The organism is Streptomyces sp. ISL-98, assembly GCF_018614055.1.
In the GTDB taxonomy this organism is placed as follows: Bacteria; Actinomycetota; Actinomycetes; order Streptomycetales; family Streptomycetaceae; genus Streptomyces; species Streptomyces spiramyceticus.
Map to the genome: position 1 here is coordinate 34,970 of NZ_JAGGPB010000057.1, position 25,537 is coordinate 60,506.

Annotated in this window: 28 protein-coding genes; 16 read left to right on the forward strand and 12 right to left on the reverse strand. The window is 70.2% G+C overall.

From position 1 onward, the window contains the following. The first annotated feature begins 1 nt into the window (after window position 1). A complete protein-coding gene (locus J7I98_RS32255; RefSeq protein WP_214928603.1) occupies window positions 2–532 on the forward strand; it encodes a gluconokinase in 531 nt (176 codons plus the stop codon). Continuing rightward, on the forward strand, window positions 529–1,926 hold the full coding sequence (locus J7I98_RS32260) for a gluconate:H+ symporter (RefSeq protein WP_214928604.1): 1,398 nt from the start codon (window positions 529–531) through the stop codon (window positions 1,924–1,926). Before J7I98_RS32255 ends, J7I98_RS32260 begins: the two co-directional genes overlap by 4 nt. Here the strand turns inward: J7I98_RS32260 and J7I98_RS32265 are convergent. From J7I98_RS32265 to J7I98_RS32280, 4 genes are all read right to left on the reverse strand, one after another. Continuing rightward, window positions 1,912–2,568, reverse strand: a complete 657-nt coding sequence (locus J7I98_RS32265; protein ID WP_214928605.1) for a cytochrome b/b6 domain-containing protein — start codon at window positions 2,566–2,568, stop codon at window positions 1,912–1,914. The two genes, J7I98_RS32260 and J7I98_RS32265, sit on opposite strands and share 15 nt — an antisense overlap. After that, window positions 2,552–3,217, reverse strand: a complete 666-nt coding sequence (locus J7I98_RS32270) for a molybdopterin-dependent oxidoreductase (protein WP_214928629.1) — start codon at window positions 3,215–3,217, stop codon at window positions 2,552–2,554. The genes J7I98_RS32265 and J7I98_RS32270 overlap by 17 nt, the downstream gene beginning before the upstream one ends. Before the next feature lie 129 nt (window positions 3,218–3,346). Further along, window positions 3,347–4,915, reverse strand: a complete 1,569-nt coding sequence (locus J7I98_RS32275; protein ID WP_214928606.1) for an APC family permease — start codon at window positions 4,913–4,915, stop codon at window positions 3,347–3,349. Between the two features lie 27 nt (window positions 4,916–4,942). Next, window positions 4,943–5,893, reverse strand: coding sequence for a hypothetical protein (locus J7I98_RS32280; RefSeq protein WP_214928607.1), 951 nt, complete (start codon window positions 5,891–5,893; stop codon window positions 4,943–4,945). Between the two features lie 418 nt (window positions 5,894–6,311). Here J7I98_RS32280 and J7I98_RS32285 point away from each other — a divergent pair, with 418 nt between their 5' ends. Continuing rightward, window positions 6,312–6,737, forward strand: a complete 426-nt coding sequence (locus J7I98_RS32285; protein ID WP_214928608.1) for an ASCH domain-containing protein — start codon at window positions 6,312–6,314, stop codon at window positions 6,735–6,737. 5 nt (window positions 6,738–6,742) lie between these two features. Here the strand turns inward: J7I98_RS32285 and J7I98_RS32290 are convergent, their stop codons facing one another. Further along, window positions 6,743–8,398, reverse strand: coding sequence for an FAD-binding dehydrogenase (locus tag J7I98_RS32290; protein WP_214928609.1), 1,656 nt, complete (start codon window positions 8,396–8,398; stop codon window positions 6,743–6,745). A 112-nt stretch (window positions 8,399–8,510) separates the two neighbouring features. On the opposite strand from J7I98_RS32290, the gene J7I98_RS32295 reads away from it, so the two are divergent. From J7I98_RS32295 to J7I98_RS32325, 7 genes are all read left to right on the forward strand, one after another. Next, window positions 8,511–9,041 (forward strand): NUDIX hydrolase, encoded by a 531-nt coding sequence (locus tag J7I98_RS32295; protein ID WP_214928610.1) that lies wholly within the window; start codon window positions 8,511–8,513, stop codon window positions 9,039–9,041. Window positions 9,042–9,120: 79 nt separating this feature from the next. Then, on the forward strand, window positions 9,121–9,516 hold the full coding sequence (locus tag J7I98_RS32300) for a YidH family protein (RefSeq protein WP_214928611.1): 396 nt from the start codon (window positions 9,121–9,123) through the stop codon (window positions 9,514–9,516). Beyond that, complete coding sequence (locus J7I98_RS32305; protein WP_214928612.1) at window positions 9,513–9,845, forward strand: DUF202 domain-containing protein; 333 nt, start codon at window positions 9,513–9,515, stop codon at window positions 9,843–9,845. Before J7I98_RS32300 ends, J7I98_RS32305 begins: the two co-directional genes overlap by 4 nt. Before the next feature lie 145 nt (window positions 9,846–9,990). Then, entirely contained in the window at window positions 9,991–10,287 is a 297-nt protein-coding gene (locus J7I98_RS32310; RefSeq protein WP_214928613.1) for a hypothetical protein, read from the forward strand. Between the two features lie 110 nt (window positions 10,288–10,397). Next, window positions 10,398–11,351: an MBL fold metallo-hydrolase gene (locus J7I98_RS32315; RefSeq protein WP_214928614.1), complete on the forward strand. Its 954-nt coding sequence runs from the start codon at window positions 10,398–10,400 to the stop codon at window positions 11,349–11,351. Window positions 11,352–11,444: 93 nt separating this feature from the next. Next, entirely contained in the window at window positions 11,445–12,470 is a 1,026-nt protein-coding gene (locus J7I98_RS32320; protein ID WP_214928615.1) for a phosphotransferase family protein, read from the forward strand. Between the two features lie 6 nt (window positions 12,471–12,476). Beyond that, complete coding sequence (locus tag J7I98_RS32325) at window positions 12,477–13,697, forward strand: acyl-CoA dehydrogenase family protein (protein WP_214928616.1); 1,221 nt, start codon at window positions 12,477–12,479, stop codon at window positions 13,695–13,697. A 106-nt stretch (window positions 13,698–13,803) separates the two neighbouring features. Here J7I98_RS32325 and J7I98_RS32330 read toward each other — a convergent pair whose 3' ends face one another. From J7I98_RS32330 to J7I98_RS32340, 3 genes are read right to left on the reverse strand one after another with little or no spacing between them, the layout of a single operon-like run. Beyond that, complete coding sequence (locus tag J7I98_RS32330; RefSeq protein ID WP_214928617.1) at window positions 13,804–14,397, reverse strand: TetR/AcrR family transcriptional regulator; 594 nt, start codon at window positions 14,395–14,397, stop codon at window positions 13,804–13,806. Between the two features lie 33 nt (window positions 14,398–14,430). After that, window positions 14,431–16,086, reverse strand: a complete 1,656-nt coding sequence (locus J7I98_RS32335) for a class I adenylate-forming enzyme family protein (RefSeq protein WP_214928618.1) — start codon at window positions 16,084–16,086, stop codon at window positions 14,431–14,433. A gap of 56 nt (window positions 16,087–16,142) precedes the next feature. Next, entirely contained in the window at window positions 16,143–16,907 is a 765-nt protein-coding gene (locus J7I98_RS32340; protein WP_214928619.1) for an SDR family oxidoreductase, read from the reverse strand. Window positions 16,908–17,078: 171 nt separating this feature from the next. Between J7I98_RS32340 and J7I98_RS32345 the strand changes: the two genes are divergently transcribed. From J7I98_RS32345 to J7I98_RS32355, 3 genes are all read left to right on the forward strand, one after another. Continuing rightward, the gene (locus J7I98_RS32345) at window positions 17,079–18,329 is read left to right on the forward strand and encodes an exo-beta-N-acetylmuramidase NamZ domain-containing protein (RefSeq protein WP_214928620.1); all 1,251 of its coding nucleotides are present in this window, start codon (window positions 17,079–17,081) and stop codon (window positions 18,327–18,329) included. 85 nt (window positions 18,330–18,414) lie between these two features. Further along, the gene (locus J7I98_RS32350) at window positions 18,415–19,731 is read left to right on the forward strand and encodes a serine-threonine protein kinase (RefSeq protein WP_214928621.1); all 1,317 of its coding nucleotides are present in this window, start codon (window positions 18,415–18,417) and stop codon (window positions 19,729–19,731) included. 191 nt (window positions 19,732–19,922) lie between these two features. Beyond that, window positions 19,923–20,534 carry a hypothetical protein gene (locus tag J7I98_RS32355; RefSeq protein ID WP_214928622.1) on the forward strand — a complete coding sequence of 204 codons (612 nt, stop codon included), beginning with the start codon at window positions 19,923–19,925 and terminating at the stop codon, window positions 20,532–20,534. A 125-nt stretch (window positions 20,535–20,659) separates the two neighbouring features. On the opposite strand, the gene soxR is transcribed toward J7I98_RS32355, so the two are convergent. Beyond that, complete coding sequence (gene soxR / locus J7I98_RS32360; RefSeq protein WP_214928623.1) at window positions 20,660–21,148, reverse strand: redox-sensitive transcriptional activator SoxR; 489 nt, start codon at window positions 21,146–21,148, stop codon at window positions 20,660–20,662. Between the two features lie 96 nt (window positions 21,149–21,244). Between soxR and J7I98_RS32365 the strand changes: the two genes are divergently transcribed. After that, a complete protein-coding gene (locus J7I98_RS32365; protein ID WP_214928624.1) occupies window positions 21,245–21,706 on the forward strand; it encodes a MaoC family dehydratase in 462 nt (153 codons plus the stop codon). Between the two features lie 53 nt (window positions 21,707–21,759). Here the strand turns inward: J7I98_RS32365 and J7I98_RS32370 are convergent, their stop codons facing one another. The 3 genes from J7I98_RS32370 to J7I98_RS32380 form a co-directional block, all read right to left on the reverse strand. Next, on the reverse strand, window positions 21,760–22,386 hold the full coding sequence (locus J7I98_RS32370; protein ID WP_214928625.1) for a TetR/AcrR family transcriptional regulator: 627 nt from the start codon (window positions 22,384–22,386) through the stop codon (window positions 21,760–21,762). A 92-nt stretch (window positions 22,387–22,478) separates the two neighbouring features. Further along, entirely contained in the window at window positions 22,479–22,766 is a 288-nt protein-coding gene (locus J7I98_RS32375) for a YiaA/YiaB family inner membrane protein (RefSeq protein ID WP_251021529.1), read from the reverse strand. Between the two features lie 61 nt (window positions 22,767–22,827). Further along, a complete protein-coding gene (locus tag J7I98_RS32380; RefSeq protein ID WP_214928626.1) occupies window positions 22,828–23,979 on the reverse strand; it encodes an acyl-CoA dehydrogenase family protein in 1,152 nt (383 codons plus the stop codon). A 90-nt stretch (window positions 23,980–24,069) separates the two neighbouring features. On the opposite strand from J7I98_RS32380, the gene J7I98_RS32385 reads away from it, so the two are divergent. Both J7I98_RS32385 and J7I98_RS32390 read left to right on the forward strand, forming a co-directional pair. After that, complete coding sequence (locus J7I98_RS32385) at window positions 24,070–24,753, forward strand: TetR/AcrR family transcriptional regulator (RefSeq protein WP_214928627.1); 684 nt, start codon at window positions 24,070–24,072, stop codon at window positions 24,751–24,753. Window positions 24,754–24,767: 14 nt separating this feature from the next. Then, a complete protein-coding gene (locus tag J7I98_RS32390; protein WP_214928628.1) occupies window positions 24,768–25,511 on the forward strand; it encodes a helix-turn-helix transcriptional regulator in 744 nt (247 codons plus the stop codon). The last annotated feature ends 26 nt before the right edge of the window (window positions 25,512–25,537 follow it).

Sequence of the window (25,537 nt, forward strand, 5' to 3'; positions counted from 1 at the left end):
CATGAACAGCCCCCACGTCGTCGTGGTGATGGGCGTGGCAGGGACCGGCAAGACCACCATCGGTCCCCTGCTCGCCGACCGGCTCGGCGTTCCGTACGCCGAGGGCGACGACTTCCACCCCCCGGCCAACATCGCCAAGATGTCGGCCGGAACCCCGCTCGACGACACGGACCGGTGGCCCTGGCTCGATGCGATCGGGCAGTGGGCGCACAGCCGGGCGGGGCTCGGCGGGGTGGTGAGCAGTTCCGCGCTCAAGCGGTCCTACCGCGACCGGCTGCGCGCGGCCGCTCCCGACGCCGTGTTTCTCCATCTCACCGGCGACCGCGAGCTGATCGAGTCACGGATGCGGGAGCGCAAGGGCCACTTCATGCCCGCCGCGCTGCTCGATTCGCAGTACGCCGCCCTCCAGCCGCTGCAGGAGGACGAGGCGGGCGTGTCCGTCGACGTCACCGGCACACCGGAAGACATCACCGAGCGAGCCGCCGCGGCCCTGCGCCGGCTCGGCAGCAAGCAGAAGGAAGGAACACCGTGACCAGTCTCAGCGTCGAGACGCTGGCAGCGGGCGTCGTCGAGCCGATCACCTCGGCGGGCAACGGCCAGTTGGGCATAGCAGTCCTCGCCGGCATTGCCGTCATCGTCCTGCTCATTACGAAGTTCAAGCTCCACGCCTTCCTGGCGCTGACCATCGGGTCGCTGGCGCTCGGTGCGTTCGCGGGTGCCCCCCTCGACAAAGCGATCACCAGCTTCTCGACGGGCCTCGGCAATACGGTCGCGGGCGTCGGCGTCCTGATCGCGCTCGGCGCGATCCTCGGCAAGCTGCTCGCCGACTCCGGCGGCGCCGACCAGATCGTCGACACGATCCTCGCGAAGGCGAGCGGCCGTGCGATGCCGTGGGCGATGGTGCTGATCGCGAGCATCATCGGTCTGCCCCTCTTCTTCGAGGTCGGCATCGTGCTGCTGATCCCGGTGGTACTGCTCGTCGCCAAGCGCGGCAACTACTCGCTGATGCGTATCGGTGTTCCGGCGCTGGCCGGCCTGTCGGTCATGCACGGCTTGATCCCGCCGCACCCGGGACCGCTGGTCGCGATCGACGCGATCGGCGCCAACCTCGGTGTCACGCTTGGCCTCGGTGTGCTCGTCGCGATCCCGACCGTGATCATCGCGGGCCCGCTCTTCTCGAAGTACGCCGCCCGCTGGGTGGACATCCAGGCGCCGGAGAAGATGATTCCGACGCGTCCCTCCGAGGACTTGGAGCGTCGTCCGGGCTTTGGCGCCACCGTAGCCACCGTGCTGCTGCCGGTCGTGCTGATGCTGGCCAAGGCGGGCGTCGACATCGTGGTCAACGACCCGGAGAACGCCGTCCAGCGGGTCACGGACGTCATCGGCTCGCCGCTGATCGCGCTGCTCGCTGCGGTGCTGGTCGGCCTGTTCACGCTGGGCCGGGCCGCCGGTTTCACCAAGGACCGGCTCTCCTCGACCGTCGAGAAGTCCCTCGCGCCGATCGCCGGCGTGCTGATGATCGTGGGTGCGGGCGGCGGCTTCAAGCAGACGCTCATCGACGTGGGCGTGGGCCAGATGATCCTGGACTTCTCCAAGAACTGGGCGATACCGACGCTCCTGCTGGCCTGGTTGATCGCCGTCGCCATCCGGCTCGCGACGGGCTCGGCGACGGTGGCCACCATCTCGGCGGCCGGTCTGGTCGCGCCGCTGGCAGCCGACATGTCGACGTCGCACGCGGCGCTGCTGGTGCTGGCTGTCGGTGCGGGCTCGCTCTTCTTCAGCCATGTCAATGACGCCGGGTTCTGGCTGGTGAAGGAGTACTTCGGCATGGATGTCGGCCAGACGATCAAGACGTGGTCGGTGATGGAGACGATCCTTTCGGTGGTCGCGCTGGGCTTCGTCCTGCTGCTGTCACTCGTCCTGTAGAGCTTGTAGATCCTTCGACTCCGCTGCCCACAGCGGGTGTTCGAGCTCCGCCCATTCGCGGTCGACAGTCCCGGTGCGCATGCCGCGCCGGGACTCCGGCCGCATCAGGGCCATCCCCACATGGCCCGCGACGACGAGGCCCATGGCGAGTGCCAGCCAGTCGTGGACGAACGTGGCGCTCGTACGCCAGAGCAGCGGGGCCAGGTCCGTGAACCACATCAGCAGGCCGGTGCCGAGCATGACGAGCACCGCGCCCGCGATCCAGCTCGCGTAGACCTTCTGGCCGGCGTTGAACTTCCCGGCGGGGCGCGACTCGTGGCGGTGGTCCCGGCGCAGCGCGGCCCGCAGCCAATGCCGGTCGTGCGGCCCGAACCGGTTGAGCCTGCGCAGATCGGAGCGGAACGCCCGGGAGGCCAGGCCAAGGACGAACGGTGCGGGGATCAGCAGCCCCGACCACTCGTGCACGGTGACCACCAGGTGCCTGCGGCCGACGAGTTCGGCGAGCGGGGGTACGTACAGACAGGCCGCCGTCGCGACGCACAGGAGGGTCAGGCCTGCGGTGGTGCGATGGATCCAGCGCTCGAAGCGGGTGAACCGCCTGATGCGGACGGGCAGTTCAGGCTCTTCAGACTGTAGGAGCATCGTCGCGTCCGTTCGACCGGCCGACCCACGCGTCGACGTCATAGCCGAGCTTCTCCCAGTATCCGGGCTGCACCTCAGGGGTGAGGGTGATGCCGGAGAGCCATTTCGCCGACTTGTAGAAGTACATGGGTGCGACATACAGCCGCACCGGGCCGCCATGGGAATGGCTGAGCGGCTTGTCCTGCATGCGAAGGGACACCAGGACGTCTTTTCTGCGGGTCTGTTGGAGGGTGAGGCTCTCGCTGTACGTACCGTCGAAGCACGTGAAGCGGACCGCCTTGGCCTCCGCTTTCACGCCTGCGGCGGCCAGCAGCCGCGACAGCTCCACACCCTCGAAGGGAGTTTCGGGGACCCGCCATCCCGTGACGCACTGGACGTCGCGCACGATCCGGGTCTGCGGCATTCCGCGCAGATCGTCGAGCGTGTACGTGGTGGGCCGCTCGACCAGGCCGTCGATCTTGAGCCGGTAGTTGTGCGGGCCCTTGCGCGGTACGGACGAGGCGACCGAGTAGTAGCGGAAGCCGCCGCCGTTGGGGAGCAGGCCGGTCAGGCCCGTCGGGTCCTTCTCCGCCGCCGAGCCGAGGAAGGAGTCCAGGCCGCTCTGGAGGTACGGCGCGGTGGCCACGCCGGCTGCGCCGAGGCCCAGCATGCCGAGGACGAGGCGGCGGCCGACGGGTGCGCCGCCGCCGTCCGGTTCCGGTGATTGAGGAGTCACAGCTAGATCTGAGCACCTGCGGCCCCCGGAGGCCAGGGGCCGCAGGTGATCGTCAGACTTCCGTCACACCTTGGCGGCGGCGCTCTCCGACTCGGCGGCCTTCTCCAGCTGGAACGCCTCGTTGCCCAGGCCGATCCTGGCATGCACCTCCGGCTTCGCCGCGCGCAGAACCGCGCCGTACACCAGCCCCCCGACCAGGGCGACACCGATGACGCCCGGCAGGATCCAGCTCAGGGAGGACCCGGGGCCGGCGCCCACGAGCACGTCGAAGTCCTTCACCGTATAGACGGCGATGGCCAGGAGGGCGAGCCCGGCGATCCCGGAAGCCACCAGCCGCCCCGCCTGCGTGCGGCCGGCACCACGGCGTACGAAGAAGGCGATGACCGCGAGAGATGCGGCGGCCATCAGCAGGATGACGCCGAGCGCGCCGACATTGCCCATCCAGGTGAACAGGTGCAGCACGGGCACGGTCGGGTCGCCCGCCGGCGTGTCGTCGGTGACCGCGAAAGCGAGGACGACGACCAAGGAGATGACGGACTGGAGCAGCGAGCCCGCGGCGGGTGCGCCGCTCGTCTTGTTCGTACGGCCGAAGGCGGCGGGCAGCAGGCCCTCGCGGCCCATGGCGAAGGCGTACCGCGCGACGACGTTGTGGAAGCTGAGCAGTGCCGCGAACATGCCGGTCACGAACAGGACATGGAGTACGTCGGTGAAGGTGGAGCCGAGCCTGCTCTCGGTGAGGCCAAAGAGAAGACCGGGTCCCTGTTCCCCCGCCACCTTGACGATCTGGCCGGGCCCCGTGGCGACGCTGAGCGCCCAGGCGCTGAGGGCGAGGAAGAGTGCGGCGTATCCGACCGCGAGGAACATCACGCGGGATACGACGATCTGGGGGCGGCTGGTCTCCTCCGCGTACACCGGGGCCTGCTCGAAGCCGACGAAGGCGGCGATGCAGAAGCAGAGGGCGGTGCCGAGTCCGGCGCCGGTGAGGGTCTCGGGGTTGAACGCCTGGAGCGACAGGCCTCCCTTGCCCGGGTCGGTGATCGCCGCCACGTCGAAGATCACGACGAGCGCGCACTCGACGACCAGCAGGACGCCGAGCACCTTGGCGTTGAGGTCGATCTTGAGCCAGCCGAGCGCGCCGACGACCACGACGGCGACGAACGCCGGGACCCACCAGGCGAACGTGATGTCGAGGTAGGTGGCGAAGATCCCGGAGATCTCGAAGCCGAGGATGCCGTAGATGCCGACCTGCATGGCGCTGTACGCGACGAGGGCAACCACGGAGGCGCCCGCGCCGGCGGTCGGGCCGAGGCCGCGGGCTATGTACGCGTAGAAGGCGCCGGCGTTGTGGACGTGCCGGCTCATCTCGGCGTATCCGACACTGAACAGCATCAGGACCACGCCGAGGATGACGAAGAGCAGGGGCTGGCCGACGATGCCCATGACGCCGTATGTGGTGGGCATGACACCGGCGACGACCATCAGCGGGGCGCTCGCGGCCAGTACGGACAGCAGCAGGCCGGTCGTGCCGAGGCGGCCCGCGCGCAGGGCCCGCTCCTGCCCCTTGTACGTACGAATCTCGCTTCCGCTGTCGCTGTCGCTCTGCACGCTCGTGCTCGATCTGCCCGTCGACATGGCGGGGGTTGTCCCTTCGGTGAGGAGTTACGCGGTGCCGAGCGCGGCATTGCGCGCGGCGTTGAAAGCCTTGTGGGGGTCCCGGTCGGGGTAGGACCACGGAGCCGTGGTGGCATGCGGCCCGATGCGGTGGAAGAGGGCGGCCGCCTCGGCGGCTCTGCCCTCGCAGAACTTCGCGTGGGCGAGGAAGTTGAGGTCGACGTGGTGACGCGGGTGCCCCTCGTGCTCCCACTCCAGCCACCAGTCGAAGGCCGCCTTCATCACCTGGCGGGCGCGGCGCCCCGTCCAATGGCCGGACGCGACGGGGTCCTTGGGCTCCTGGCCCGCGACGGCGAGGGCGCGGTAGCGCTCGGCGTGCGCCACCACGGGGAGTACGGCGAGCGGGGAGTCCGCGGGGGCCTGTTCCGCGGCCCAGGCGGCGAAGTCGTACACCTCGTGGAGGGGGTCGCGGCCGGTGTCCGGTCTGCGTTCGGCGAGGCGGGCGGTCATCAGGTGGTGGGCGTGATGGTGCTCGGGGTGGCGCAGCCGCACCTGGTCGAAGAGCTGGGTGACCTCCTCCTCCGTACCGAGGGAACGGGCGATCAGCAGCAGGCCGAGCCAGGGCGTCGGGTCGTCGGGTGCGCGCGCCGCGGCCCGTCGGCAGGCGTCGCGTGCGCGGTCCTGGGGCTCCTTGCCGCGCAGCGCGCCGAAGACGGCGGCGCAGGCGAGGAGGGTGGTGGCGTCGGCGCTCTCGGGCTCGGCGAGCAGCCAGTCGCCGGCCCAGGCGGCGGCGCCGGTGACCTGGGCGAGTACGACGAGGCGGTGGCCGCGACGGTCCCAGTCGTCGCCGGTCGCGGCGAGTAACGCGCGGGCCCGGGTCCAGCGGCCCTGCGCCAATTGCCCTCGTACGTCGACGAGTTCGGTGTCGTCGAGTGCAGGGTCGAAGGAAGGGGCGGTCCGGCGGCGTGAGCGGCCGAGGGGTGGCGGAGGTGGGGGCATCCGCGGGTCCTCCACGACGCAGAGTGCGAGCGTTTGATCACGCACAGCAAAGCGGTAGGCACTGCTCCGCGTCAAGGGCAGACCGGCCTGGACCAACCCGCCGGATGCCCTGGGGCATTGGTCCGTCCCGGTTGCTGTGCCTGCCAGGCTCAGGGCGTGTCCGGCGGATCAGGCCTGGGCCGCGGGGTCTGGCACGCACTCCCCCTAGGCCTTAAGGGCCAGGGGGGACCCCCACCGGCGTTGTCGTCAGTCGCTGACTCCCCCAAGTTCTCGACTGCGCTCGAACAGGGGGACCCCCATCGCGTCGCCTCCCTCCTCCGCCTTGCAGCTGCACGCACCAGACCCCGCTCACCAGCACAGAGAAGGAGCCGCACCGCGAAGTCGGCCTGATCCGCCGGACACGCCCTACTCTTGGCCCATGTCTGATCACTCATCGCTGCCGCCCTGTCTGCTCGCCTTTCCGGGGCCGCTGCGGGACCGGCTGGTCGCCGCGGTGCTGTCCGGCGAGAAGGTCTCGACGACCGGTCTGCTCGCCGAGTACGAGGCCGAGAAGGAGGAGCTGCCGCCGGTCGGCGAGCGTTCACTGGTGATCGACTCGGACGGGCGCGGGGTTGCGGTGATCGAGCTGACCGAGGTACGGGTGCTGGCGCTCGGCGACGTAGACCTTCAGCACGCGCTGGACGAGGGCGAGGGGTACGACTCGGTCGCGGCGTGGCGGGCGGGTCACGAGAGGTTCTGGCACAGCGAGGAGATGCGCGAGGCGTTGGGCGACCCGGAGTTTGTGGTGGATGACGCGACGATGGTCGTCGCCGAACGCTTCCGGGTGGTGGAGCGGCTGGCGTAGGCGCCCTACCCCACCGCCCGCGCCGCCGCACGACCCGCCGCCCGCCCCGAGAAAAGGCAGCCGCCCAGGAACGTGCCCTCCAGGGAGCGGTAGCCGTGGACGCCGCCTCCGCCGAAGCCCGCCGCCTCCCCCGCCGCGTACACGCCGGGCAGTACACCGCCGCCCTCGGTGAGCACCCGCGACGACAGGTCCGTCTCCAGCCCGCCCAGCGACTTCCGCGTGAGGATGTGCAGGCGTACGGCGATGAGCGGGCCTGCCTTGGGGTCGAGGATGCGGTGCGGTGTCGCCGTACGGATCAGCTTGTCGCCCAGGTAGTTGCGCGCGCCTCGGATCGCCATCACCTGGAGGTCCTTGGTGAACGTGTTGGTGATCTCCCGGTCCCTCGCGGTGATTTCGCGGCGCAGTTCCGCCTCGTCGATCAGCGGCTCCTTCGTCAGGGCGTTCATTCCGCGGACCAGTGACGTCAAGTCCCTCTCGACCACGAAGTCCGCGCCCTTGTCCATGAACGCCTTGACCGGCCCCGGTACGTCCGCCCTCGCCCGGCCGATGACGTCGCGGACCGACTTGCCCGTCAGATCGGGGTTCTGCTCGGAGCCCGAGAGCGCGAACTCCTTGCCGATGATCTTCTGATCGAGGACGAACCAGGTGTAGTCGTACCCGGTCTTCATGATGTGATCGAGCGTGCCGAGAGTGTCGAAGCCCGGAAAGAGCGGCACCGGCAGCCGCTTGCCGCGTGCGTCGAACCACAGCGACGAAGGGCCCGGCAGGATGCGGATGCCGTGCTTGGCCCAGATCGGGTTCCAGTTCTGGATGCCCTCGGTGTAGTGCCACATCCGGTCACGGTTGATCATGCGACCGCCGGCCGCCTCCGTGATGCCGAGCATCAGGCCGTCCACGTGCGCGGGTACGCCGGAGAGCATCGAAGCGGGCGGGGTGCCGAGCCGCTGGGGCCAATTGGCACGTACGAGGTCGTGGTTGCCGCCGATGCCGCCCGAAGTGACGATGACCGCTTGTGCCCTGAGCTCGAACGAACCGGTCACCTCGCGGCTGCTGGCCTCCCCGCGCCCGATTCCGGACGGCTCCAGGATCTCGCCGGTGACGGTGTCCACGGCCCCGGCGCTGCGGCCGAGGCCGGTGACGCGGTGGCGGAACTTCAGCTGGACGAGGCCGCGCGCGACGCCCTCGCGTACGCGGCGCTCGAAGGGCGCGACGATGCCGGGGCCCGTGCCCCAGGTGATGTGGAACCGGGGTACGGAGTTGCCGTGCCCGGTGGCGTCGTAACCGCCGCGCTCGGCCCAGCCGACGACCGGGAAGAAGCGCACGCCCTGGCCGTGCAGCCACGCCCGCTTCTCGCCCGCCGCGAAGTCGACGTACGCCTCGGCCCACTTGCGCGGCCAGTGGTCCTCCTCGCGGTCGAAGCCGGCCGTGCCGTACCAGTCCTGGAGGGCCAGCTCGCGGCTGTCCTTGATGCGCATACGGCGCTGCTCGGGGGAATCGACGAAGAAGAGGCCGCCGAAGGACCAGTGCGCCTGGCCGCCGACGGACTGCTCGGGCTCCTGGTCGAGCAGGATCACCTTGCGGCCCGCATCGACGAGTTCCGCGGTGGCCGCGAGCCCCGCGAGGCCCGCCCCGATCACGATCACGTCAGCGTCGTACGCCATGGGTTCCGTCCTTGCCGGGGCGAGTGGAGCGAGAAGTTACTCGTGCGTCAGATCTTCGGGAGAGGCGGGCGGGGCGTCAACCTGTTGGCGGCAGTGAGGTTGGATGGCCCGTATGACTCCCGCTGACGAGATTCTGGACATCGTCGACGAGTACGACGAGGTCGTCGGACAGGCGCCGCGCGGCGAGGTGTACGCGCGTGGCCTGCGCCATCGCTGTGTCTTCGTCCTCGCCCGGGACGGCGAGGGGCGGTACTTCGTGCACCGCCGAACGCCGGTGAAGCTGGTCTTCCCTTCCCTGTACGACATGTTCGTGGGCGGGGTCGTCGGCGCGGGCGAGTCCTACGACGACGCGGCGCTGCGCGAGGCGGAGGAGGAGCTGGGAGTGTCCGGACTGCCCCGGCCCGTACCGCTGTTCAAGTTCCTGTACGAGAGCGGGGACGGCGTACAGACCTGGTGGTCGTACGTCTACGAGGTGCGCTGCGATCTGCCGGTGAGCCCGCAGGTGGAGGAGGTCGCCTGGCACGGGTTCCTCACCCGGGAGGAACTGGACCAGAGGCTCGGGGAATGGGAGTGGGTGCCGGACGGGCTGGCCGCCTGGGAACGGCTGCGGGCGTCCGGGGCGGCGGGCCCGGGCCGCCGGTGACGTTCGGCGCGTCGGCCGGGCGGGGCCGCCGGTAAGGCGCGGAGCGGCGGCGGCCGGGCCCGCCGGTAAGGTGCGGCGCGTGATCGACTTCGTACAGAGCCTGCGGCTGTGGTTCGCGCCCCAGCGGATCCGCGACGAGGGCGAGACCCCCGACTACCGCTTCTCGCTCGCCAACGAACGCACCTTCCTGGCCTGGATCCGTACGGCACTCGCCCTCATCGGCGGCGGTTTCGCCGTCGACCAGTTCCTGCCGGACCTCGCCTGGGGCGCACGCACGGGCATGGCGCTCGGGCTGCTGGCGGCCGGTGTGCTGTGCGCGCTGCGGGCGGTCAATCACTGGGTGCGGTGCGAGCGCGCGATGCGGCGCGGCGAGGACCTTCCCGTGACCCGGTTCCCGACGCTGCTGGGCCTTGCGGTCGCCGTCGTCGCGGTCGCCATGGTGGTGGCTGTCCTCTTCGGCTGGGACAACGGGTGACCACCCCCGTCCCTGCGCCCGTCCCCGACCGGGACCCCGGTCTCCAGCCGGAGCGGACCAGGCTGGCCTGGCGCAGGACGACGCTGACGTGCACCGTGGTGGCCGTGCTGGCCGGCAAGCAGGCGGTCCATGAGGAGTTCACGGTGGCGTCCGCGGTCGCCATGACGCTCAGCGCGCTCGTCTGGCTGGGGTTCCTGGCGGTGGCCAACCGCCGCATCCAGGTTCTCGGGAGCGCGGCCCGGCCGGGCCCGCTGTCCGTGCGGGGCGCGATGACGGCGACCGTGTGCACGATCGCGCTCGCCGGGTTCGCCGTGGCGATGGTGGTGTGACCGGCGGAGGGGTGCTCGGCCGAGTACGGCGACGAAATCGCCGCGGCACAGGGCTGCGAAACGGATTGTCAGGCCACTCGCGGATTAGCCTGGGAAATGGCACAAACCATCCTGAATCGCACCCTAAGCACCAGAGGTGAACGACATGGCCACCCTCCACCAGGAGCACACGACCCACGAGCACATCCACGGCCCGACCTGCGGGCACATCGCCGTGCCGCACGGCGACCACACCGACTACGCGCACGAGGGTCACATGCACCGGGAGCACTCCGGCCACTGGGACGAGTGCGAGTCCACCGACCATGTCACGCACAGTCGTCACCCCCACGAGCACGGCGAGGGATGCGGACACGGCGCCGTCCTGCACGGCGACCACCTGGACTACGTCCACGACGGCCACCGCCACGCCGCCCACGACGGCCACTGGGACGATCACTGAGATCGGACGACCTCCGAGATCATTCGCCGGATTCCGCTCCCCCGCGTCCGCGTCAACTGGCAGGCTCGGACTCACGACCAACCAGTTCGACCACTACTCGGGGGAGCCCGGTGCCTGCCACGGATCCGTACACCGTCCAACTCGCGCCTGAGGTGCATGCGTACATCCAGCCCGACGGCGGATGGTGCCTGAACAACGCGGGCTTCGTCAGCGACGGCCGATCGACCCTGCTCGTCGACACCGCGGCCACCGAGCGCCGGGCACACGCCCTGCGCGACGCGCTCCTCGCGACCGGAGCGCCCCTTCCCCGCACGGTCGTCAATACGCACCACCACGGTGACCACACCTACGGCAACAGTGTTTTCGCCGGCCGGGGGTCCGGGGGCGGCCCCCCGGGAAAGCACAGCGGGGGCGAGGCCACGGTCGTCGGGCACGACACCTGCCGCGCCGAGGTCCTCGCGGTCGGCCACCAGCTGCACCTGATGTGGCCGCAGAACGACTTCGGGGACATCGCCATCACCGCCCCCACCCTCACCTACAGCGACCGCCTCACCGTCCACGCGGGCGGCACCGAAGTGCGGCTGATCCACCCCGGCGTCGCGCACACCACGGGCGACACGGTCGTCCATCTGCCCGAGTACGGGATCGTCTTCACCGGCGATCTGGTCTTCCAGGGCGGCACGCCCTTCGTTCCCATGGGCTCGCTGAGCGGTTCGCTGCGCGCCCTCGACCTGCTCCGCTCGCTCGACGCGCCCACCGTTGTGCCCGGGCACGGCCCCGTCACCGACCCGTCGGCGTACGACGCCACCGAGCGCTATCTGCGGTACGTCGCCGAGCTCGCGCTGGCCGGTCGCACCAAGGGCCTCACCCCACTGGAGACCGCCCGCGAGGCCGACCTCGGGGTCTTCGCCGAGCTGCGCGAGAGCGAGCGGCTCGTCGCCAATCTGCATCGCGCGTACGCCGAACTGGACGGCCTGCCGGAGGGCTCGCCGCTCGATCCGGTGGCCGTATTCGGCGACATGGCGGCCATGAACGGCGGGAAACCGGTCGCCTGCCACGCGTGATCCCCGTCTCGGGGTACGTCGGCACACTGGACGGCATACCGACTGGTCGGCATGATGAGGCGAGACGTCCTGTCCGCCCTCGGAGGTGCCCCCATGAGTTCAGTCCACCCGCCAGGCCTCGATCCCGAGCAGCTGCGCGGTCATCTCGACCGCGAGCGGCCGGGACTGGTGAGCGGACCGCTCAGCGCCCGGCTCATCGAGGGCGGCCGCTCGAACCTTACGTACGCCGTCACCGACGGCCGCTCGCGATGGGTGGTGCGCCGGCCGCCGCTCGGCCATGTGCTGGCGACGGCGCACGACATGAAGCGCGAGTTCCGCGTGATCAGCGCGCTGCACCCGACGAATGTACCGGTGCCGGAGCCGCTGCTGCTGTGCGAGGACGACTCGGTCATCGGATCGCCGTTCTACGTCATGGAGTTCGTGGACGGCGTTCCGTACCGTACGGCCGACGAACTGGCCGCGCTCGGCCCCGAGCGCACCCGTAACGCGGTGCTCGGCCTGGTCGACACCCTTGTCGCCCTGCACGCCGTGGACCCCGAGGCGGTGGGCCTCGGGGACTTCGGCCGCCCCGAAGGCTTCCTCGACCGGCAGCTGCGCCGCTGGGGCAAGCAGCTCGACGCCTCCCGCAACCGCGAGCTGGCGGGCATCGACGAACTGCATGCCGCGCTCGGCCGCTCGCTGCCGGACTCGCCCGCGCCGACGGTCGTACACGGCGACTACCGGCTCGACAACGTCCTGATCGGCGGCCCGGACGACCGGATCAGGGCCATCCTCGACTGGGAGATGTCGACGATCGGCGACCCGCTGACCGACCTCGGCCTCCTCGTGATGTACAGCTCCGAGCTGGGGCTGCCCGACTCCCCCGTCTCCACGACGGCCGGCGCCGCGGGCCACCCGTCGGCGCGCGAGATCGTCGAGCGGTACGCCGCCGGGTCCGGCCGGGACACGTCCGCAATCGCCTGGTACACGGCATTCGCCTGGTTCAAGCTCGCCGTGATCCTGGAGGGCATCCACTACCGCTACACGCTCGGGCAGACCGTCGGCGCCGGCTTCGACCGGATTGGCGACCTCGTGCCCGTGTTCATCGAGCACGGCCTCACCACCCTGCAGGAAGGCTGAGACACCATGGACTTCGCATACGACGCACGGACCGAAGAGCTCCGCACCAAGCTGGTCGCTTTCATGGACGAGTTCGTCTATCCGGCCGAGAAGGTCGCGCACGAGCAGCGCGAGCAGCTCGCCTCGCCGTGGGACACGCCGCAGGTCGTGGAGGACCTCAAGGAAGAGGCGCGCAGGCAGGGCCTGTGGAACCTCTTCCTTCCGGACGCGGAGTACGGCGCCGGGCTCACGAATCTGCAGTACGCGCCGCTCGCCGAAATCACCGGCCGCAGCCCGCAGCTGGCGCCGACCGCGCTGAACTGCGCGGCGCCGGACACCGGGAACATGGAGCTGCTGGCCCAGTTCGCCTCCGACGAGCAGAAGAAGCAGTGGCTGGAGCCGCTGCTCTCCGGTGAGATCCGGTCGGCGTTCGCGATGACCGAGCCGGAGGTGGCCTCGTCGGACGCGACGAACATCGAGACGCGGATCGAGCGAACCGCCGACGGGGCCGAGTACGTCATTACGGGACGTAAGTGGTATATCTCCGGCGCGATGAACCCCGACTGCAAGATCTTCATCGTGATGGGCAAGACCGACCCGGACGGCGCCGACGTCCGCCGCCAGCAATCGATGATCCTGGTGCCGCGTGACACGCCGGGCGTCGAAGTCCGGCGCGCGATGCAGGTGTACGGGTACGAGGACCACTCCCACGGCGGTCACGCCGAGGTCGTCTTCGACGGGGCGCGGGTGCCGGCGTCTGCGCTGGTCGGGGAGGAAGGCAGCGGCTTCGCCATCGCGCAGGCGAGGCTCGGCCCCGGGCGGATCCACCACTGCATGCGGCTGATCGGCATGGCGGAGCGGGCGATCGAGCTGATGTGCCGGCGGGCGGTGTCGCGTGAGGCGTTCGGCAAGCCGCTGGCCCAGCAGGGCGTCGTACACACCTGGATCGCGGACGCGCGGGTGGCGGTCGAGCAGCTGCGGCTGCTCGTGCTCAAGACGGCGTGGCTGATGGACACGGTGGGCAACCGCGGTGCGCACACCGAGATCCAGGCAATCAAGATCGCTACGCCGCGGGCGGTTGTCGACATCATCGACAAGGCGGTGCAGCTGCACGGCGCGGGTGGCGTGAGCCAGGACTTCCCGCTGGCGGAGCTCTGGGCGGGGGCGCGGACGCTGAAGCTGGCGGACGGCCCGGACGAGGTTCACCAGCGGTCGCTGGCACGGCGGGAATTGAAGAAGTACCTGTAGGGGGTGCGGTTGCGGGTGCGGGCTGCCTGCGGCGCAGTTCCCCTGGCGGGTCGGGGAAAGCGCCGCAGGCGACCCGCACCGCACCGGCGCCCCCAGCCAGCCGCACCTACGGCCGCAACGCCCTGAGCAGCAGGTCCGCCAAATGGTCCGCCACCTGCTGCGGAGTCAGCGGCCCGTCCGGGCGGTACCACGTCGACAAGTGGTGGACCGAGCCGAAGTGGTAGTCCACCACCAGATCCGCCGGCGTCGCCGTCGAGAAGACGCCCTCCTTCTGCCCCTCCTCGATCAGCGCGCGGAACCGCTCGTGATACCGCCGCCGTTCCGCCCGCACCTGCTTGTCCTTCTCCGGACTCAGATGGTGCATGGAACGGAAGAAGATCGACGCGTCGTCGAGATTCTCGATGGTCGTCACGACCACGTCCGCCGCCGCGTCCCGCAGCCGCCGCTCCACCGGCGCGTCCGCGTCCGCGAACGCGTCGAGGCGCTCCTGCTGGAGGCGCAGGACTCGCGCGTACACCTCGTGCAGCAGGTCGTCCTTCGAGCCGAAGTAGTGGTAGAGCGCGCCCTTCGTGACACCGGCCGCCTCGACGATCTCCTGCACCGAGGTGCGGTCGTAGCCGCGCTCGGCGAACAGGCGGGTGGCGGCGGCCAGCAGCCTCTGGGGGACGGGGATGCCGCTCCCGTCCGTCGTCCTGGCCATTGCCGCCACCTGCCTTTCAACTAGAACAATCGATTACGAGCGGGAACGCAGTTCCCGCCTGAGGATCTTCCCACTCGTCGTCTTGGGAAGCTCGGGCAGTATCTCCACCTCGCGCGGGTATTTGTACGCGGCCAGCCGTTCCTCGCAGTACGCGGAGATGTCGGCCGGCGCGACCTCCGCTCCGGGGCGCAGGCTGACGTACGCCTTGACGCTCTCCCCCCGGTACGCGTCGGGGATGCCGACGACGGCCGCCTCGCGCACCGCCGGGTGGGTGTAGAGGACATCTTCGACCTCGCGCGGCCAGACCTTGAAGCCGGACGCGTTGATCATGTCCTTCTTGCGGTCGACGACGTAGAGCCAGCCGCCCTTGTCCATGAAGCCGATGTCGCCCGTGCGCAGTTCGCCGCCGGGGAAGGCTTCGGCGGTGGCCTCGGGGCGGCGCCAGTAGCCGGAGACGACCTGCGGGCCCCGGACGGTGATCTCGCCCTGCTCGCCGAAGGGCACGTCGTCGCCCTTCTCGTCGACGATCCGTACGACCGTGTCCGGTCCCGGCACGCCGACCGACAGCGTCCCGGACACCGGGTCGACGGGGGCTTCCTTCTCCGGCGGCACCGAAGCGCACGGCGCGGTGCATTCGGTGAGTCCGTAGCCGTTGCGGATGTACGGTCCGAAGCCCTCGCGGAACTTCTCCACCAGCGCAGGGGGCACCGGCGCCCCGCCCGAGGAGATCACCTGGAACGAGGCGAAGTGCTCGGGCGTCACGCCGGGCGTCGCCGCGAGCGCCATGAAGGCGGTGGACGGGCCGACGGTGTACGCGGGGCGGTGCTCGGTGAAGGCGTCGAGGACGACGCCGGGGTGGAAGCGGTAGGCGAGGACGAGGGTGCCCGCGTTGGCGAGGCAGACGGCCAGTTCGCAGACCATTCCGGTGATGTGGAAGAGCGGCGCGAGCGCGAAATAGGACTCGCCCTCGGCCAGAGGGTGGCCGGTGCGCTGGCGCTCGGCGTTGTACGTGATGTTGCCGTGGGAGTTCATGGCGCCCTTGGGGGTGCCGCTGGTGCCCGAGGTGTAGCTGATCAACGCGATGTCGGTGGCGGTGAGTTCGCGGCCGGTGGGGGCGGGAAGGCCCTGGCGGGCGACGGTCACCAGGTCGTCGGCGTCCGAAGCCTGCGGCGCACGCTCGAAATTCAGGACCCTGGTGTCGTTCCTGGTCTGGAGGTCGAGCTCGCAGGCGGTGAGGGCGATGCGTACGGGAGAGTCCGCGGCCGTCTCGCGCAGATACGCCTCCCATGCCCGGTCCGAGCAGATCAGCGCGGTCGCTTCGGAGTCCGCGAGGGCGTGGCCGACCTCGGCCGACTTGTACATCGGGTTGAGCGGAACGACGGTGGCCCCGGCCTTCCAGGCGCCGAGGAGCGCGATGACGAAGTGCGGGGTGTTCTGGAGCATGATCGCGACGCGGTCGCCGCGTTCCAGGCCCTTCGCGGCCAGGTGGCCGGCGACGGAGTCGGAGAGTGCGTCGGTCTCGCGGTAGGTCAGCCGTCCGTCGAAGTAGGCGAGGGCGGGGTGCTCCGGTGCGCGGGCGACCGTGGCGCGGAAGGCGTGCAGCACCGTCTGCGGTGGCTGGACGGGCGCCAGCTGGGCGGCGCTGAGCTGGGCGAGCCAGGGCTTGGCGGCGTAAATCGATCCACTCATCGGCTCACTCGTCCGCTCAATCGTCGGCACGCTCATCGGCTCACTTGTCGGCTGACTCACTGGGCTGCCTCTTCCCACTTCTGCTGCAGGTGGTTCATGCCAGCCAGCCAGCGGTCGGGGTTCCCTGCGCGTGCCTGGTAATAACCGGCGACCTCACGGTGCGGCAGAATCAGGAAGCGGTCTGCCTCGATGCCGTCGAAGAGGGCATCGGCGACGTCCTCCGGTTCGATGGCGGTCGGCGCGAGCACCAGTTCGCCGGCCGAGCCGGCCGCGGTCAGCATGTCGGTGCGTACGCCCTGCGGGCAAATCGCGTGGACCTTGATGCCGCGGTGGCGGTAGGTGAGCGAGAGCCACTCGGCGAAGGCGAGCGCCCCGTGCTTGCTGACGCTGTACGGCGCCGCGCCGACCATGGTCAGCAGTCCGGCCGCCGAGACGGTGGAGACGAAGCGGCCGCTGCCGCGCTCCAGCCAGTCGGGCAGCAGCGCGCGGGCGGCCCTGACGTGGGCCATCACATTGACGTCCCAGGCCGCCGCCCAGACCGCCTCGTCCGCGAAGGCATCACCCGGCGAGGCGAGGCCCGCGTTGGCGCAGTACACGTCGACCCGGCCGCCGAGCGCCTCGCGCGCCTCGTCGACGATCACGGACGCGTCGCCCGCCACGGCGACGGCGCCGGTCTCGTCGGCCAGCGCCTTGATCTTCTGCCCGTCGAGGTCGTTGACGACGACGCGTGCGCCCTCCGCCGCGAATCTGCGGGCGAGAGCGGCTCCGATGCCACCTCCCGCACCGGTGACGACGACTCCCGCGTCCTGGAACTGGCTCATCTTTGAGGCCCGCCTCTCGCTGCCGACAACCCGAGCAGACTAACCAGTCGGTATGGAGCTGCGGAAGGGGTGGAAGGCCTCGAACCGCCGTGCGCGACTCGTTCCCGGCGGCCGGTCCGCGCGCTAGCGTGCGTGGCCATGACAGACAGTGCCGATCACGGAGGTAGTGGGATGAGCCTGTCCAGACGGGGACTGCTGGCCGCCACCGGGGCGGCGGGAGCGGCAGGAGCACTCGCCGCAGCCGCCACTCCCGCCACCGCACGGCCTGCCCGCACCCGCGTGCGTACCGGCTTCGACCGGCTGGCCGGCGACGGCTACGCACTCCTCCAGGGGCAGAAGGTCGGTGTCGTCACCAATCCGACCGGTATCACCCCGGAAGTCCGCCACATCGTGGACGTCATGCACGCCGACGACCGCGTGAACCTGGTCGCCGTCTTCGGCCCCGAGCACGGCTTCCGCGGCACCGCGCAGGCGGGCGGCTCGGAAGGGCGTTACGACGATCCGGCGACCGGACTGCCCGTCTACGACACGTACTTGAAGAGCGGGCAGCCGCTCGCCGACATCTTCAGGACGTCGGGAGTGGACACGGTCGTCTTCGACATCCAGGACGCGGGCGCACGCTTCTACACGTACATCTGGACGCTGTACGACTGCATGGTGGCCGCCGCGCTCGCGGGCAAACGTTTCGTCGTCCTCGACCGGCCGAACCCGGTGACCGGACGCGCCGCGCTCGGCCCGGTGCTCGACAAGGCCTTCGCGACCTTCGTCGGGCGCGAGCCGATCGCCCAGGCGCACGGGATGACGGTCTGCGAGCTGGCGCGGCTCTTCAACGGCGAGTTCCTGGCAAAGCCGGTGGAACTGGACGTGGTCAGGATGTCGGGCTGGCGGCGCGGTGACTTCTTCGACGCGACGGGCCTTCCGTGGGTGCCTCCGAGCCCCAACATGCCGACGCCCGACACCGCGCTCGTATACGCGGGCACCTGCCTGTTCGAGGGTACGAACCTGTCCGAGGGGCGCGGAACGACCCGGCCCTTCGAACTGCTCGGCGCAGACGGCATCGACCGCAGGTGGGCCGGGGCCGCGAACGCCGAGGGACTGGCCGGCGTGCACTTCCGCGAGGCCTACTTCGCGCCCACGTTCTCCAAGTTCCAGGGCAAGACCGTCGGCGGCGTACAGCTGCATGTGCACGACCGGGAGGCGTACGACCCGGTGCGCACCGGCATCGCGCTGCTCGTGACCGCGAAGAGGAGCTGGAGCGGCTTCGCCTGGCGGCCCGACAACTGGATCGACAAGCTGACGGGCAGCACGCGGGTCCGCACGATGATCGACGCGGGGGCGGGCACGGACGAGGTCGTGGGGGCCTGGGGCAGCGACCTCGCGGCTTTCAGGTCCGTACGCCGGGAGTATTTGGTTTACCGCTAACTGGTCCGACGTGGCGTATGGCCGACTCTCCGTTCCGGCGGGATGCTGTTTTCGCAGCACACGGCTCGGACCGGAGAGGTGCGCCATGGCGGATGTGGGTGTGAGGCCGTACCGGGAAATCACCTTCGACGCGGACGGGGATGTCGACGCGCGGCAGCGCGACCGGCTGGCGGAGCTCGATGTCACGGACCTGGTGATGTTCGCGCACGGCTGGAACAGCGACCGCTCGGTCGCCACCCGGCTGTACGACCGCTTCTACGCCCCCTTTCCAGGCCTGTTGGCGGACTCCCCGGGTGTACGACTGGGCTATGCGGGCATCGTGTGGCCGTCGATGCGCTTCACGGACGAGCCGATCCCGGACTTCGAGCCGCGGACCGCCGCCCCGGCCGGTGACCTCGGGCCCGGCCTCGACGAACGCACGCAGCAGTCGCTGGCCGAGCTCTTCCCCGGCCGCGAGGCGGTCGTGGAGCGGCTGGCGCAGCTGCTCGACGAGCAGCCGGAGGAGCGGGCCGCCTTCGACGAATTCGGCCTGCTGGTACGGAAGTTGATCGAAACGCCGACCGACCGGCCCGCCTCGCTGTACGGGTCCGACATGGAATCGGGCGACGCATCGCGGAACGAGCCGACGATGCTGTACGAAGACACCCTGACCGTGTGCCGCGACTTCACACAGGCGCTGGCCGAAACCGGCACGGAGCCGGGGCAGGAGCCGGAGCGGAGCCTCGCGCTGGGCGGTGGCCTGAAGAAGGTGTGGAACGGCGCCAAGGAGCTGCTGCGCCAGGCGACGTACTACGCGATGAAGCGGCGGGCGGGGACGGTGGGGCACTTGGGGCTCGGTCCGGTGCTCGGGCAACTCGCGCGGTCCTCGCCGTCGGTGCGGGTCCATCTCGTCGGGCACAGCCAGGGGGCGCGGCTGGTCGCGTTCGCGCTGCGCGGCCTGCCCGACGGCGTACGGAACGTGAAGTCCGTGACGCTGCTCCAAGGGGCCTTCTCCCACTACGCGTTCGCCGGCCGCCTTCCGCACTCGACGCGCAACGGCGGCGCGCTCCGCGACGCCCAGCAGCGGGTGGACGGCCCCGTGGTGGCCTGCTACTCGCACCATGACACGGCGCTCGGGGTGATCTATCCGCTGGCTTCGCGGCTGGCGCGCGATTCGACCGGGATGGTGAGTCTCGGCGCAGAGTGGGGAGCGATGGGTTTCGACGGAATCCAGGCCGTCCTGGACACCCCCGTGTTCACGCTGAATCAGGCGCTGCGGGACGGCATTCCTGGCTCGGGATGTGTGAATGTCGACGCGGCTTCGGTCGTACGGCGCGGGGGTCCGCCGTCCGGTGCGCACAGCGACATCTGCCATGAGGAGCTGGCGAGGGTGGTGCTGGCCGCGGGTCGGATCGGCGGCTGAACGCCCCCGGCGCCCGGGGGCGGTTGTGGTGGTGCGCGGTGGTGGCGGTGCGCGACTGGCGGAAAGCGAATGCGCGTCAACTCGCCAAAATCCCCATTGATGGGTTCGATTCGAATTTCGATGGAGCCGATCCGGGTAGGCGTACGTCCACTCTGTGACGCCGAAGTACCAGCGACGGAGGTGGCAGTGCAATGGCCGGTTTCCGGAGTCTTGCGAGACAGGTGCGCGATCCGCGGTGCGATCTGGCACTGCGGCGGTATTCGCTGCGCAAATGCCTGGAGAGGTTTGCCCCTTATGGACACCGGGCGACCTGGGACCACCTGTGCTCACGGCACAGGATCGAACCCGAGGACAGGGAGCCCGATCCGGCGCGGCTGGTGGCCGCGCTCGACGAACTGGAAGAGGCACGGGCCGTCTGGCTCGTGTACGAAGTGGAGTTCGCCAAGCGCCGCAAGCGCGAGAAGCACGACGGGCTGCGGCGCCCCGGCACCTTCGACGACTGGCACCGGCGCACGTGGGGAGGCTGCGGGATTGCCTGGTGCAACGATCCCTCGGTCCATCCGGCGGCGACGCTCGGCGACGTACTGCGCCGGCTGATCTCCGCCCTGGAGTCCGAGCCCGGCGCGGTGTGCCCGGTGTGCGCGGAGGTCAGGATCGTCTGGAAGCAGGAGCTGGCTCACGAGCCGTGGTCGGGACCGGTCTGCACGGGCTGCGGCATCCTTGTGCCGCAGCCCGTTCTGACGCCCGAGGCACTGGCGGAGTCCAAGAAGGCACGGCGCAGGGAACTGGCATCGGTGGCGTGAGCGATCGGTGGGTGAGCACACGGGGGCGCGGCGCGCAGTGTGCTGCCGCGCCCCCGCGTTGACCCCTTCGACCCCGTTGGCCCTGTTGGCCCCGTTGTCGACGCGTCGCCACCGCGTGCGCCCGCTCAGGTGGCCGACTGCTCGCAGTCCTGCGCGCTCTTGCGCTCGGGGAGCAGCCGGGATCCTGTCATGCGCTCGCCGAAGACGTCGTCCGGGTTGGACAGTACGCAGGTCTCCATGGACAGGCAGCCGCAGCCGATGCAGTCGGTGAGGTGGTCTCGAAGCCGGCCGAGCTGCTTGATCCGTTCGTCCAGTTCCGAGCGCCAGGCCTCGGAAAGCCTGGCCCAGTCCGCGCGGTTGGGCGTGCGCTCCTCGGGAAGTTCGGCCAGGGCGTTCCTGATGGTGGCGAGCGGGATGCCCACGCGCTGCGCCGCGCGGACGAAGGCGACCCGGCGCAGGGCGTCGCGGCCGAAGCGCCGCTGGTTGCCCGCGGTCCTGCGGCTGCTGATGAGGCCCTTGGACTCGTAGAAGTGAAGGGCGGACACGGCGGCGCCGCTGCGCGCGGACAGCTGGCCGACCGTGAGTTCATGGATCTTCTCTGGAATCTGCGGCACTCCTCGAACCCTACTGGGCCATCCGTTGACAGGAGCGGGCCTCCCAAGGATGCTGAGCAAGCGCTTAGACATCCGTTGAGAGGCAGGGGCAGGGACATGGCAGAGCCGAGGATCTTCACGTCCGCCGACGAGCTGCGCGCCGGGGTCGGCGAGCAGCTGGGGCACAGCGACTGGCTGGAGGTCGACCAGAAGCGGATCGACCTTTTCGCCGACGCGACCGGTGATCACCAGTGGATCCATGTGGACCCCGAGAAGGCGGCGGCCGGCCCGTTCGGGTCGACGATCGCGCACGGCTATCTGACGCTCTCGCTGCTGCCCGCGCTGGTCCCGCAGATCATGCGGGTCGAGGGCATGAAAATGGGCATCAACTACGGCGCCAACAAGGTACGTTTCCCGTCGCCCGTGCCGGTCGGCTCGCGGCTGCGCGCGACGGCCGTGCTCAAGGACGTCACGGACGCGGGCGGCGGCGTACAGGTGACCGCGGTCGTCACGGTGGAGCGCGAGGGCGGCGACAAGCCGGCGTGCGTGGCGGAGTCGGTGTCCCGCTACTACTTCTGAGCCCTACCGCTTCTGAGCACCAGCGCTTCTGAAGCTCTCGTGCTTCTGAAGCTCTACTTGCGCGTGCCCACCATGCGCAGGACGAGGTCGGCGTAGAGCTCGCCGACCTCGTCGGGCGTCCTGCGTCCCTTGGTGTCGAACCAGCGGGCCACGTCGATGCAGAGCGAGAGCACCGCGAGGGTGGTCCCGGGCACGTCGGGGACGTCGAACTCCCCCGCCTGCACGCCCTCGTTGATGATGCGGCGCACCGCGGCGTCGCTCTTGCGGCGCAGCTCGACGATCTCGGCACGGTGCTCGGCGTCGAGCGAGTCGAGTTCGTACTGGACCACGTGCGCGGTGGTGCGCCGTCCGGCGTGCCAGCGGACGAAGGAGCGTACGGCGTCGGCGAGCCGCTCGGCGGGGCTGCCGGGGCCGTTCGCGGCAGCCTCCAGGATCTCCAGGGCCTTGCCGTGGCCGATCCGGCTGATCCGGTGGAGCAGCTCTTCCTTCGTCTTGTAGTGGATGTAGAGCGCGGCCGGGCTCATCCCGGCGCGGCCCGCGATGTCGCGGGTGGTGGTCGCGTGGTAGCCGCGCTCGGCGAACGCCTCGACGGCGGCGACGAGCAGTCTCCTGGCCGCCTCAGGGGTGACCTCGTCCCACGGCATGTTCTCGCCGTCGGCCGTCTCCTCCGCCGTGGTCATCGTTCGCCCCTTCGTTTCCATCAGGACGAACACCATACCCCGACGGTGAGCAAGCGCTTAGAGAATGGTGCGGAGATTGGCCTGGAGAGCGTTCAGAGTTTCTGGAACGGGTCGTGCTCGGCGAGGAGCTTCTCCAGCCTGGCCTGGTCGACGCGGCTCACGATCTGCCCCGCCTCCTGCCGGTCCCTGATGACCTTGGCGAGCGTGAAGGCGGAGGTGACGAGGTAGAGGACGCCGATGGCCAGGAAGGCGCGCACCCAGGCGTCGGCTTCGAGGTAGAGGATCCCGAGGGTCACGGCGCCCAGGGCGATCGCGAAGGCGATGACGGCCTGTCCGTAGTACGCCGTCGTGTTCTGCTGCTTGACCGGTGTGTCGCTCATGAAGGACAGCATCGGCGGCGGCGAGGCGGGCGGCATCCGCTCACGTACTCACATGTCGTACTCAGAATGCCGAAACGCCGGTCAGGGCGCGGCCTATGAGCAGCTTCTGGATCTGGCTCGTGCCCTCGTAGAGCGTCATCACGCGCGCGTCGCGCAGCAGCTTGCCCACCGGGTACTCGTCGATGTAGCCGTAGCCGCCGAACACCTGGAGCGCGTTGTTCGCGGCCCGTACGGCGGCCTCGGAGGCGAAGAGCTTCGCCTTGGACGCCTCGGTCACGAACGGCTCGCCGCGCTCGATCAGGTCGGCGACGCGCCAGGTCAGCAGGCGGGCGGCGTCCACGTCCACCGCGATGTCGGTGATCAGCTCCTGGACGAGCTGGTGACGGGCGATGCTCCTGCCGAACTGTTCGCGCTCGGTCGCGTACGTCACGGCCGCGTCCAGGGCGGCCTGCGCGATGCCGACACAGCCCGCCGCTACGGACATACGCCCCTTGGCGAGGGCCGACATGGCGACGGAGAAGCCCTTGCCCTCGGGCGCCAGCATGGCGGAGGCGGGGATGCGTACGTCTTCGAGGACCAGTTCGGCGGTGGCCTGGCCGCGCAGGCCGAGCTTGCCGTGGATCTCACGGCGGGTCAGGCCGGGGGTGTCGGTGGGGACGAGGAAGGCGGATACGCCCTTGTGGCCCGGGGCGTCGGTGGAGCGGGCGAACAGCAGCACCACATCGGCCCAAGTGCCGTTGGTGATGAACATCTTGGAGCCGTTGACGACGTAATCGTCGCTGTCGCGAACCGCGCGGGTGGTGAGGTTGCCCGCGTCGGAGCCGGTGCCGGGCTCGGTGAGGCCGAAGCAGCCGACCAGTTCGCCGGAGGTGAGGCCGGGCAGCCACTGCCGCTTCTGCGCCTCGCTCCCCCAGGACGCGACGGTCTTGGCGACCAGACCGAGCGATACGGAGACAATGCCGCGCACCGAGGAGTCTCCGCGGCCGAGTTCCTCCGTGACGAGGCAGTACGCGAGGTGGTCGCCGCCGGAGCCGCCGTACTCCTCGGGGATCGTCAGTCCCAGGAAGCCGAGCGCTCCGAGCTTCTTCACGATGGCGCGGTCGACGCTCTCGGCCCGGTCCCACTCGGCGGCGTGCGGGGTGATCTCGCGGCCGACGAAGTCCCTGGCGAGCTGCCGTACCGCGGTCTGCTCCTCGCTGAGCTCCAGATTCATCCCGGCACCCCACTTTTCGATGAGTCTTTTTTCGATGAGGCTTTAATTAGCACTGCTAGTTTCTGACTGGCAGGCCCTACTATGAGCCGCATGGCCCGCCCGCGCAAGCCCCTCCTCAGCCGTGACCGCATCGTCCTGGCGGCCGGCGCGCTCGTGGACGCCGAGGGGCTGGAAGCGGTCTCCACGCGGCGGCTCGCGGCCGAGCTCGGGGTCAGCGGCCCCTCTCTCTACAACCACTTCCGCAACAAGGACGAGATCCTCGAAGCGGTCGCCGACGCCGTCCAAGCGAGGGTCGACCTGTCGATGTTCGACGAGTCGGACGGCCGGGACTGGCGCACCGCACTGCACGACTGGTCGGCCTCCTACCGCGCGGCGCTCACCGAGCACCCGAACATCGTCCCGGTCCTGGCCCGGGGCCCGGGCCGCCGCCCGGCGGGCCTGCGGGTCGCGGACGCGGTGTTCGGCGCGATGGTCGGGGCGGGGTGGCCGCCCGCCCAGGCGACGTACATCGGCGCGCTGATGCGGTACTTCATCACCGGCTCGGCGCTCGGTTCCTTCGCGAGCGGCTTCGTCGACGACGAGGCGGCGTACGACCCGGAGGACTATCCGCACCTCGGGCAGGCGCATCTGCTGGCCGAGCGCAGGCAGAAGGTCGACGAAGGGGCGTTCGAGACGGGGCTGAGGGCGCTGCTCGACGGTCTGGCGCTGCAGTACGAGGAGCACGGGCAGTACGAACAGCACGGGACGGTTCGGTCAGGGCCGAAGGGTCGCTGACGCATCCTGGGTGCATGGCGCACCCCTCGCACAACGACTCGCAGACCGGCTCGCAGATCGGCTCCTCCCCGGCCCGTCGCCTCGCGGCCCTCGCCACGCTCCTCGCCGACGAGACGCGGGCGTCCTTCTGTCTGGCCCTGCTCGACGGGCGGGCCTGGACGGCCGGCGAGCTCGCGCGGCACGCGCGGGTGGCGCCGTCGACCGCGAGCGAGCACCTCGGCAAGCTCGTCGCGGGCGGGCTGCTCACGGAGGAGCGCCAGGGCCGCCACCGGTACGTACGGCTCGCCGACGCGGCGATGGCGCACCTGGTGGAAGACCTCGCCGCGCACGCTGCCCCGTCGGCCGACGAACGCCCGCGCACGCTGCGTGCGGCGAGCGCGAGCAGCGCGATGGCACGCGGGCGTACGTGTTACGACCACCTCGCCGGGCGGATCGGCATCGTGATCACCGATGCGATGACCGAACGCGGCCTGCTGCGCCAGGACGCCGGCTTCGCGCTGACGGATGCGGGGCTGGGATGGTTCGGCGCGCTGGGCATCCCCCTGCAACGCACGGGCCGACGACCGCTGGTACGAGCGTGCCTGGACTGGACGGAACGCCGCCCGCACCTGGCCGGGGTCGCGGGGGCGGCGTTTTGCGGGCATGCGCTGGATGCGGGGTGGTGTGTACGGATCGGCTCGGAGCGGGCGGTGAAGGTGACGGCGGAGGGGGAACGGGCTCTGCGGGAGACGCTGGGGGTGGTGGAGTGGGGCGATTGATTTCCCCCACCCCACCCCACCCCACC

What these genes read in the sequence shown, in the direction of transcription:
- J7I98_RS32265 (WP_214928605.1), bottom strand. Translation starts at nt 2,568, where the DNA reads ATGCTCCTACAGTCTGAAGAGCCTGAACTGCCCGTCCGCATCAGGCGG.
- J7I98_RS32280 (WP_214928607.1), bottom strand. Translation starts at nt 5,893, where the DNA reads ATGCCCCCACCTCCGCCACCCCTCGGCCGCTCACGCCGCCGGACCGCC.
- J7I98_RS32270 (WP_214928629.1), bottom strand. Translation starts at nt 3,217, where the DNA reads ATGCTGGGCCTCGGCGCAGCCGGCGTGGCCACCGCGCCGTACCTCCAG.
- J7I98_RS32335 (WP_214928618.1), bottom strand. Translation starts at nt 16,086, where the DNA reads ATGAGTGGATCGATTTACGCCGCCAAGCCCTGGCTCGCCCAGCTCAGC.
- J7I98_RS32375 (WP_251021529.1), bottom strand. Translation starts at nt 22,766, where the DNA reads ATGAGCGACACACCGGTCAAGCAGCAGAACACGACGGCGTACTACGGA.
- J7I98_RS32290 (WP_214928609.1), bottom strand. Translation starts at nt 8,398, where the DNA reads ATGGCGTACGACGCTGACGTGATCGTGATCGGGGCGGGCCTCGCGGGG.
- J7I98_RS32380 (WP_214928626.1), bottom strand. Translation starts at nt 23,979, where the DNA reads ATGAATCTGGAGCTCAGCGAGGAGCAGACCGCGGTACGGCAGCTCGCC.
- J7I98_RS32355 (WP_214928622.1), top strand. Translation starts at nt 19,923, where the DNA reads ATGGCCGGTTTCCGGAGTCTTGCGAGACAGGTGCGCGATCCGCGGTGC.
- J7I98_RS32365 (WP_214928624.1), top strand. Translation starts at nt 21,245, where the DNA reads ATGGCAGAGCCGAGGATCTTCACGTCCGCCGACGAGCTGCGCGCCGGG.
- J7I98_RS32325 (WP_214928616.1), top strand. Translation starts at nt 12,477, where the DNA reads ATGGACTTCGCATACGACGCACGGACCGAAGAGCTCCGCACCAAGCTG.
- J7I98_RS32340 (WP_214928619.1), bottom strand. Translation starts at nt 16,907, where the DNA reads ATGAGCCAGTTCCAGGACGCGGGAGTCGTCGTCACCGGTGCGGGAGGT.
- J7I98_RS32370 (WP_214928625.1), bottom strand. Translation starts at nt 22,386, where the DNA reads ATGACCACGGCGGAGGAGACGGCCGACGGCGAGAACATGCCGTGGGAC.
- J7I98_RS32275 (WP_214928606.1), bottom strand. Translation starts at nt 4,915, where the DNA reads ATGTCGACGGGCAGATCGAGCACGAGCGTGCAGAGCGACAGCGACAGC.
- J7I98_RS32320 (WP_214928615.1), top strand. Translation starts at nt 11,445, where the DNA reads ATGAGTTCAGTCCACCCGCCAGGCCTCGATCCCGAGCAGCTGCGCGGT.
- J7I98_RS32310 (WP_214928613.1), top strand. Translation starts at nt 9,991, where the DNA reads ATGGCCACCCTCCACCAGGAGCACACGACCCACGAGCACATCCACGGC.
- J7I98_RS32390 (WP_214928628.1), top strand. Translation starts at nt 24,768, where the DNA reads ATGGCGCACCCCTCGCACAACGACTCGCAGACCGGCTCGCAGATCGGC.
- J7I98_RS32345 (WP_214928620.1), top strand. Translation starts at nt 17,079, where the DNA reads ATGAGCCTGTCCAGACGGGGACTGCTGGCCGCCACCGGGGCGGCGGGA.
- J7I98_RS32350 (WP_214928621.1), top strand. Translation starts at nt 18,415, where the DNA reads ATGGCGGATGTGGGTGTGAGGCCGTACCGGGAAATCACCTTCGACGCG.
- J7I98_RS32285 (WP_214928608.1), top strand. Translation starts at nt 6,312, where the DNA reads ATGTCTGATCACTCATCGCTGCCGCCCTGTCTGCTCGCCTTTCCGGGG.
- J7I98_RS32330 (WP_214928617.1), bottom strand. Translation starts at nt 14,397, where the DNA reads ATGGCCAGGACGACGGACGGGAGCGGCATCCCCGTCCCCCAGAGGCTG.
- J7I98_RS32255 (WP_214928603.1), top strand. Translation starts at nt 2, where the DNA reads ATGAACAGCCCCCACGTCGTCGTGGTGATGGGCGTGGCAGGGACCGGC.
- J7I98_RS32295 (WP_214928610.1), top strand. Translation starts at nt 8,511, where the DNA reads ATGACTCCCGCTGACGAGATTCTGGACATCGTCGACGAGTACGACGAG.
- J7I98_RS32385 (WP_214928627.1), top strand. Translation starts at nt 24,070, where the DNA reads ATGGCCCGCCCGCGCAAGCCCCTCCTCAGCCGTGACCGCATCGTCCTG.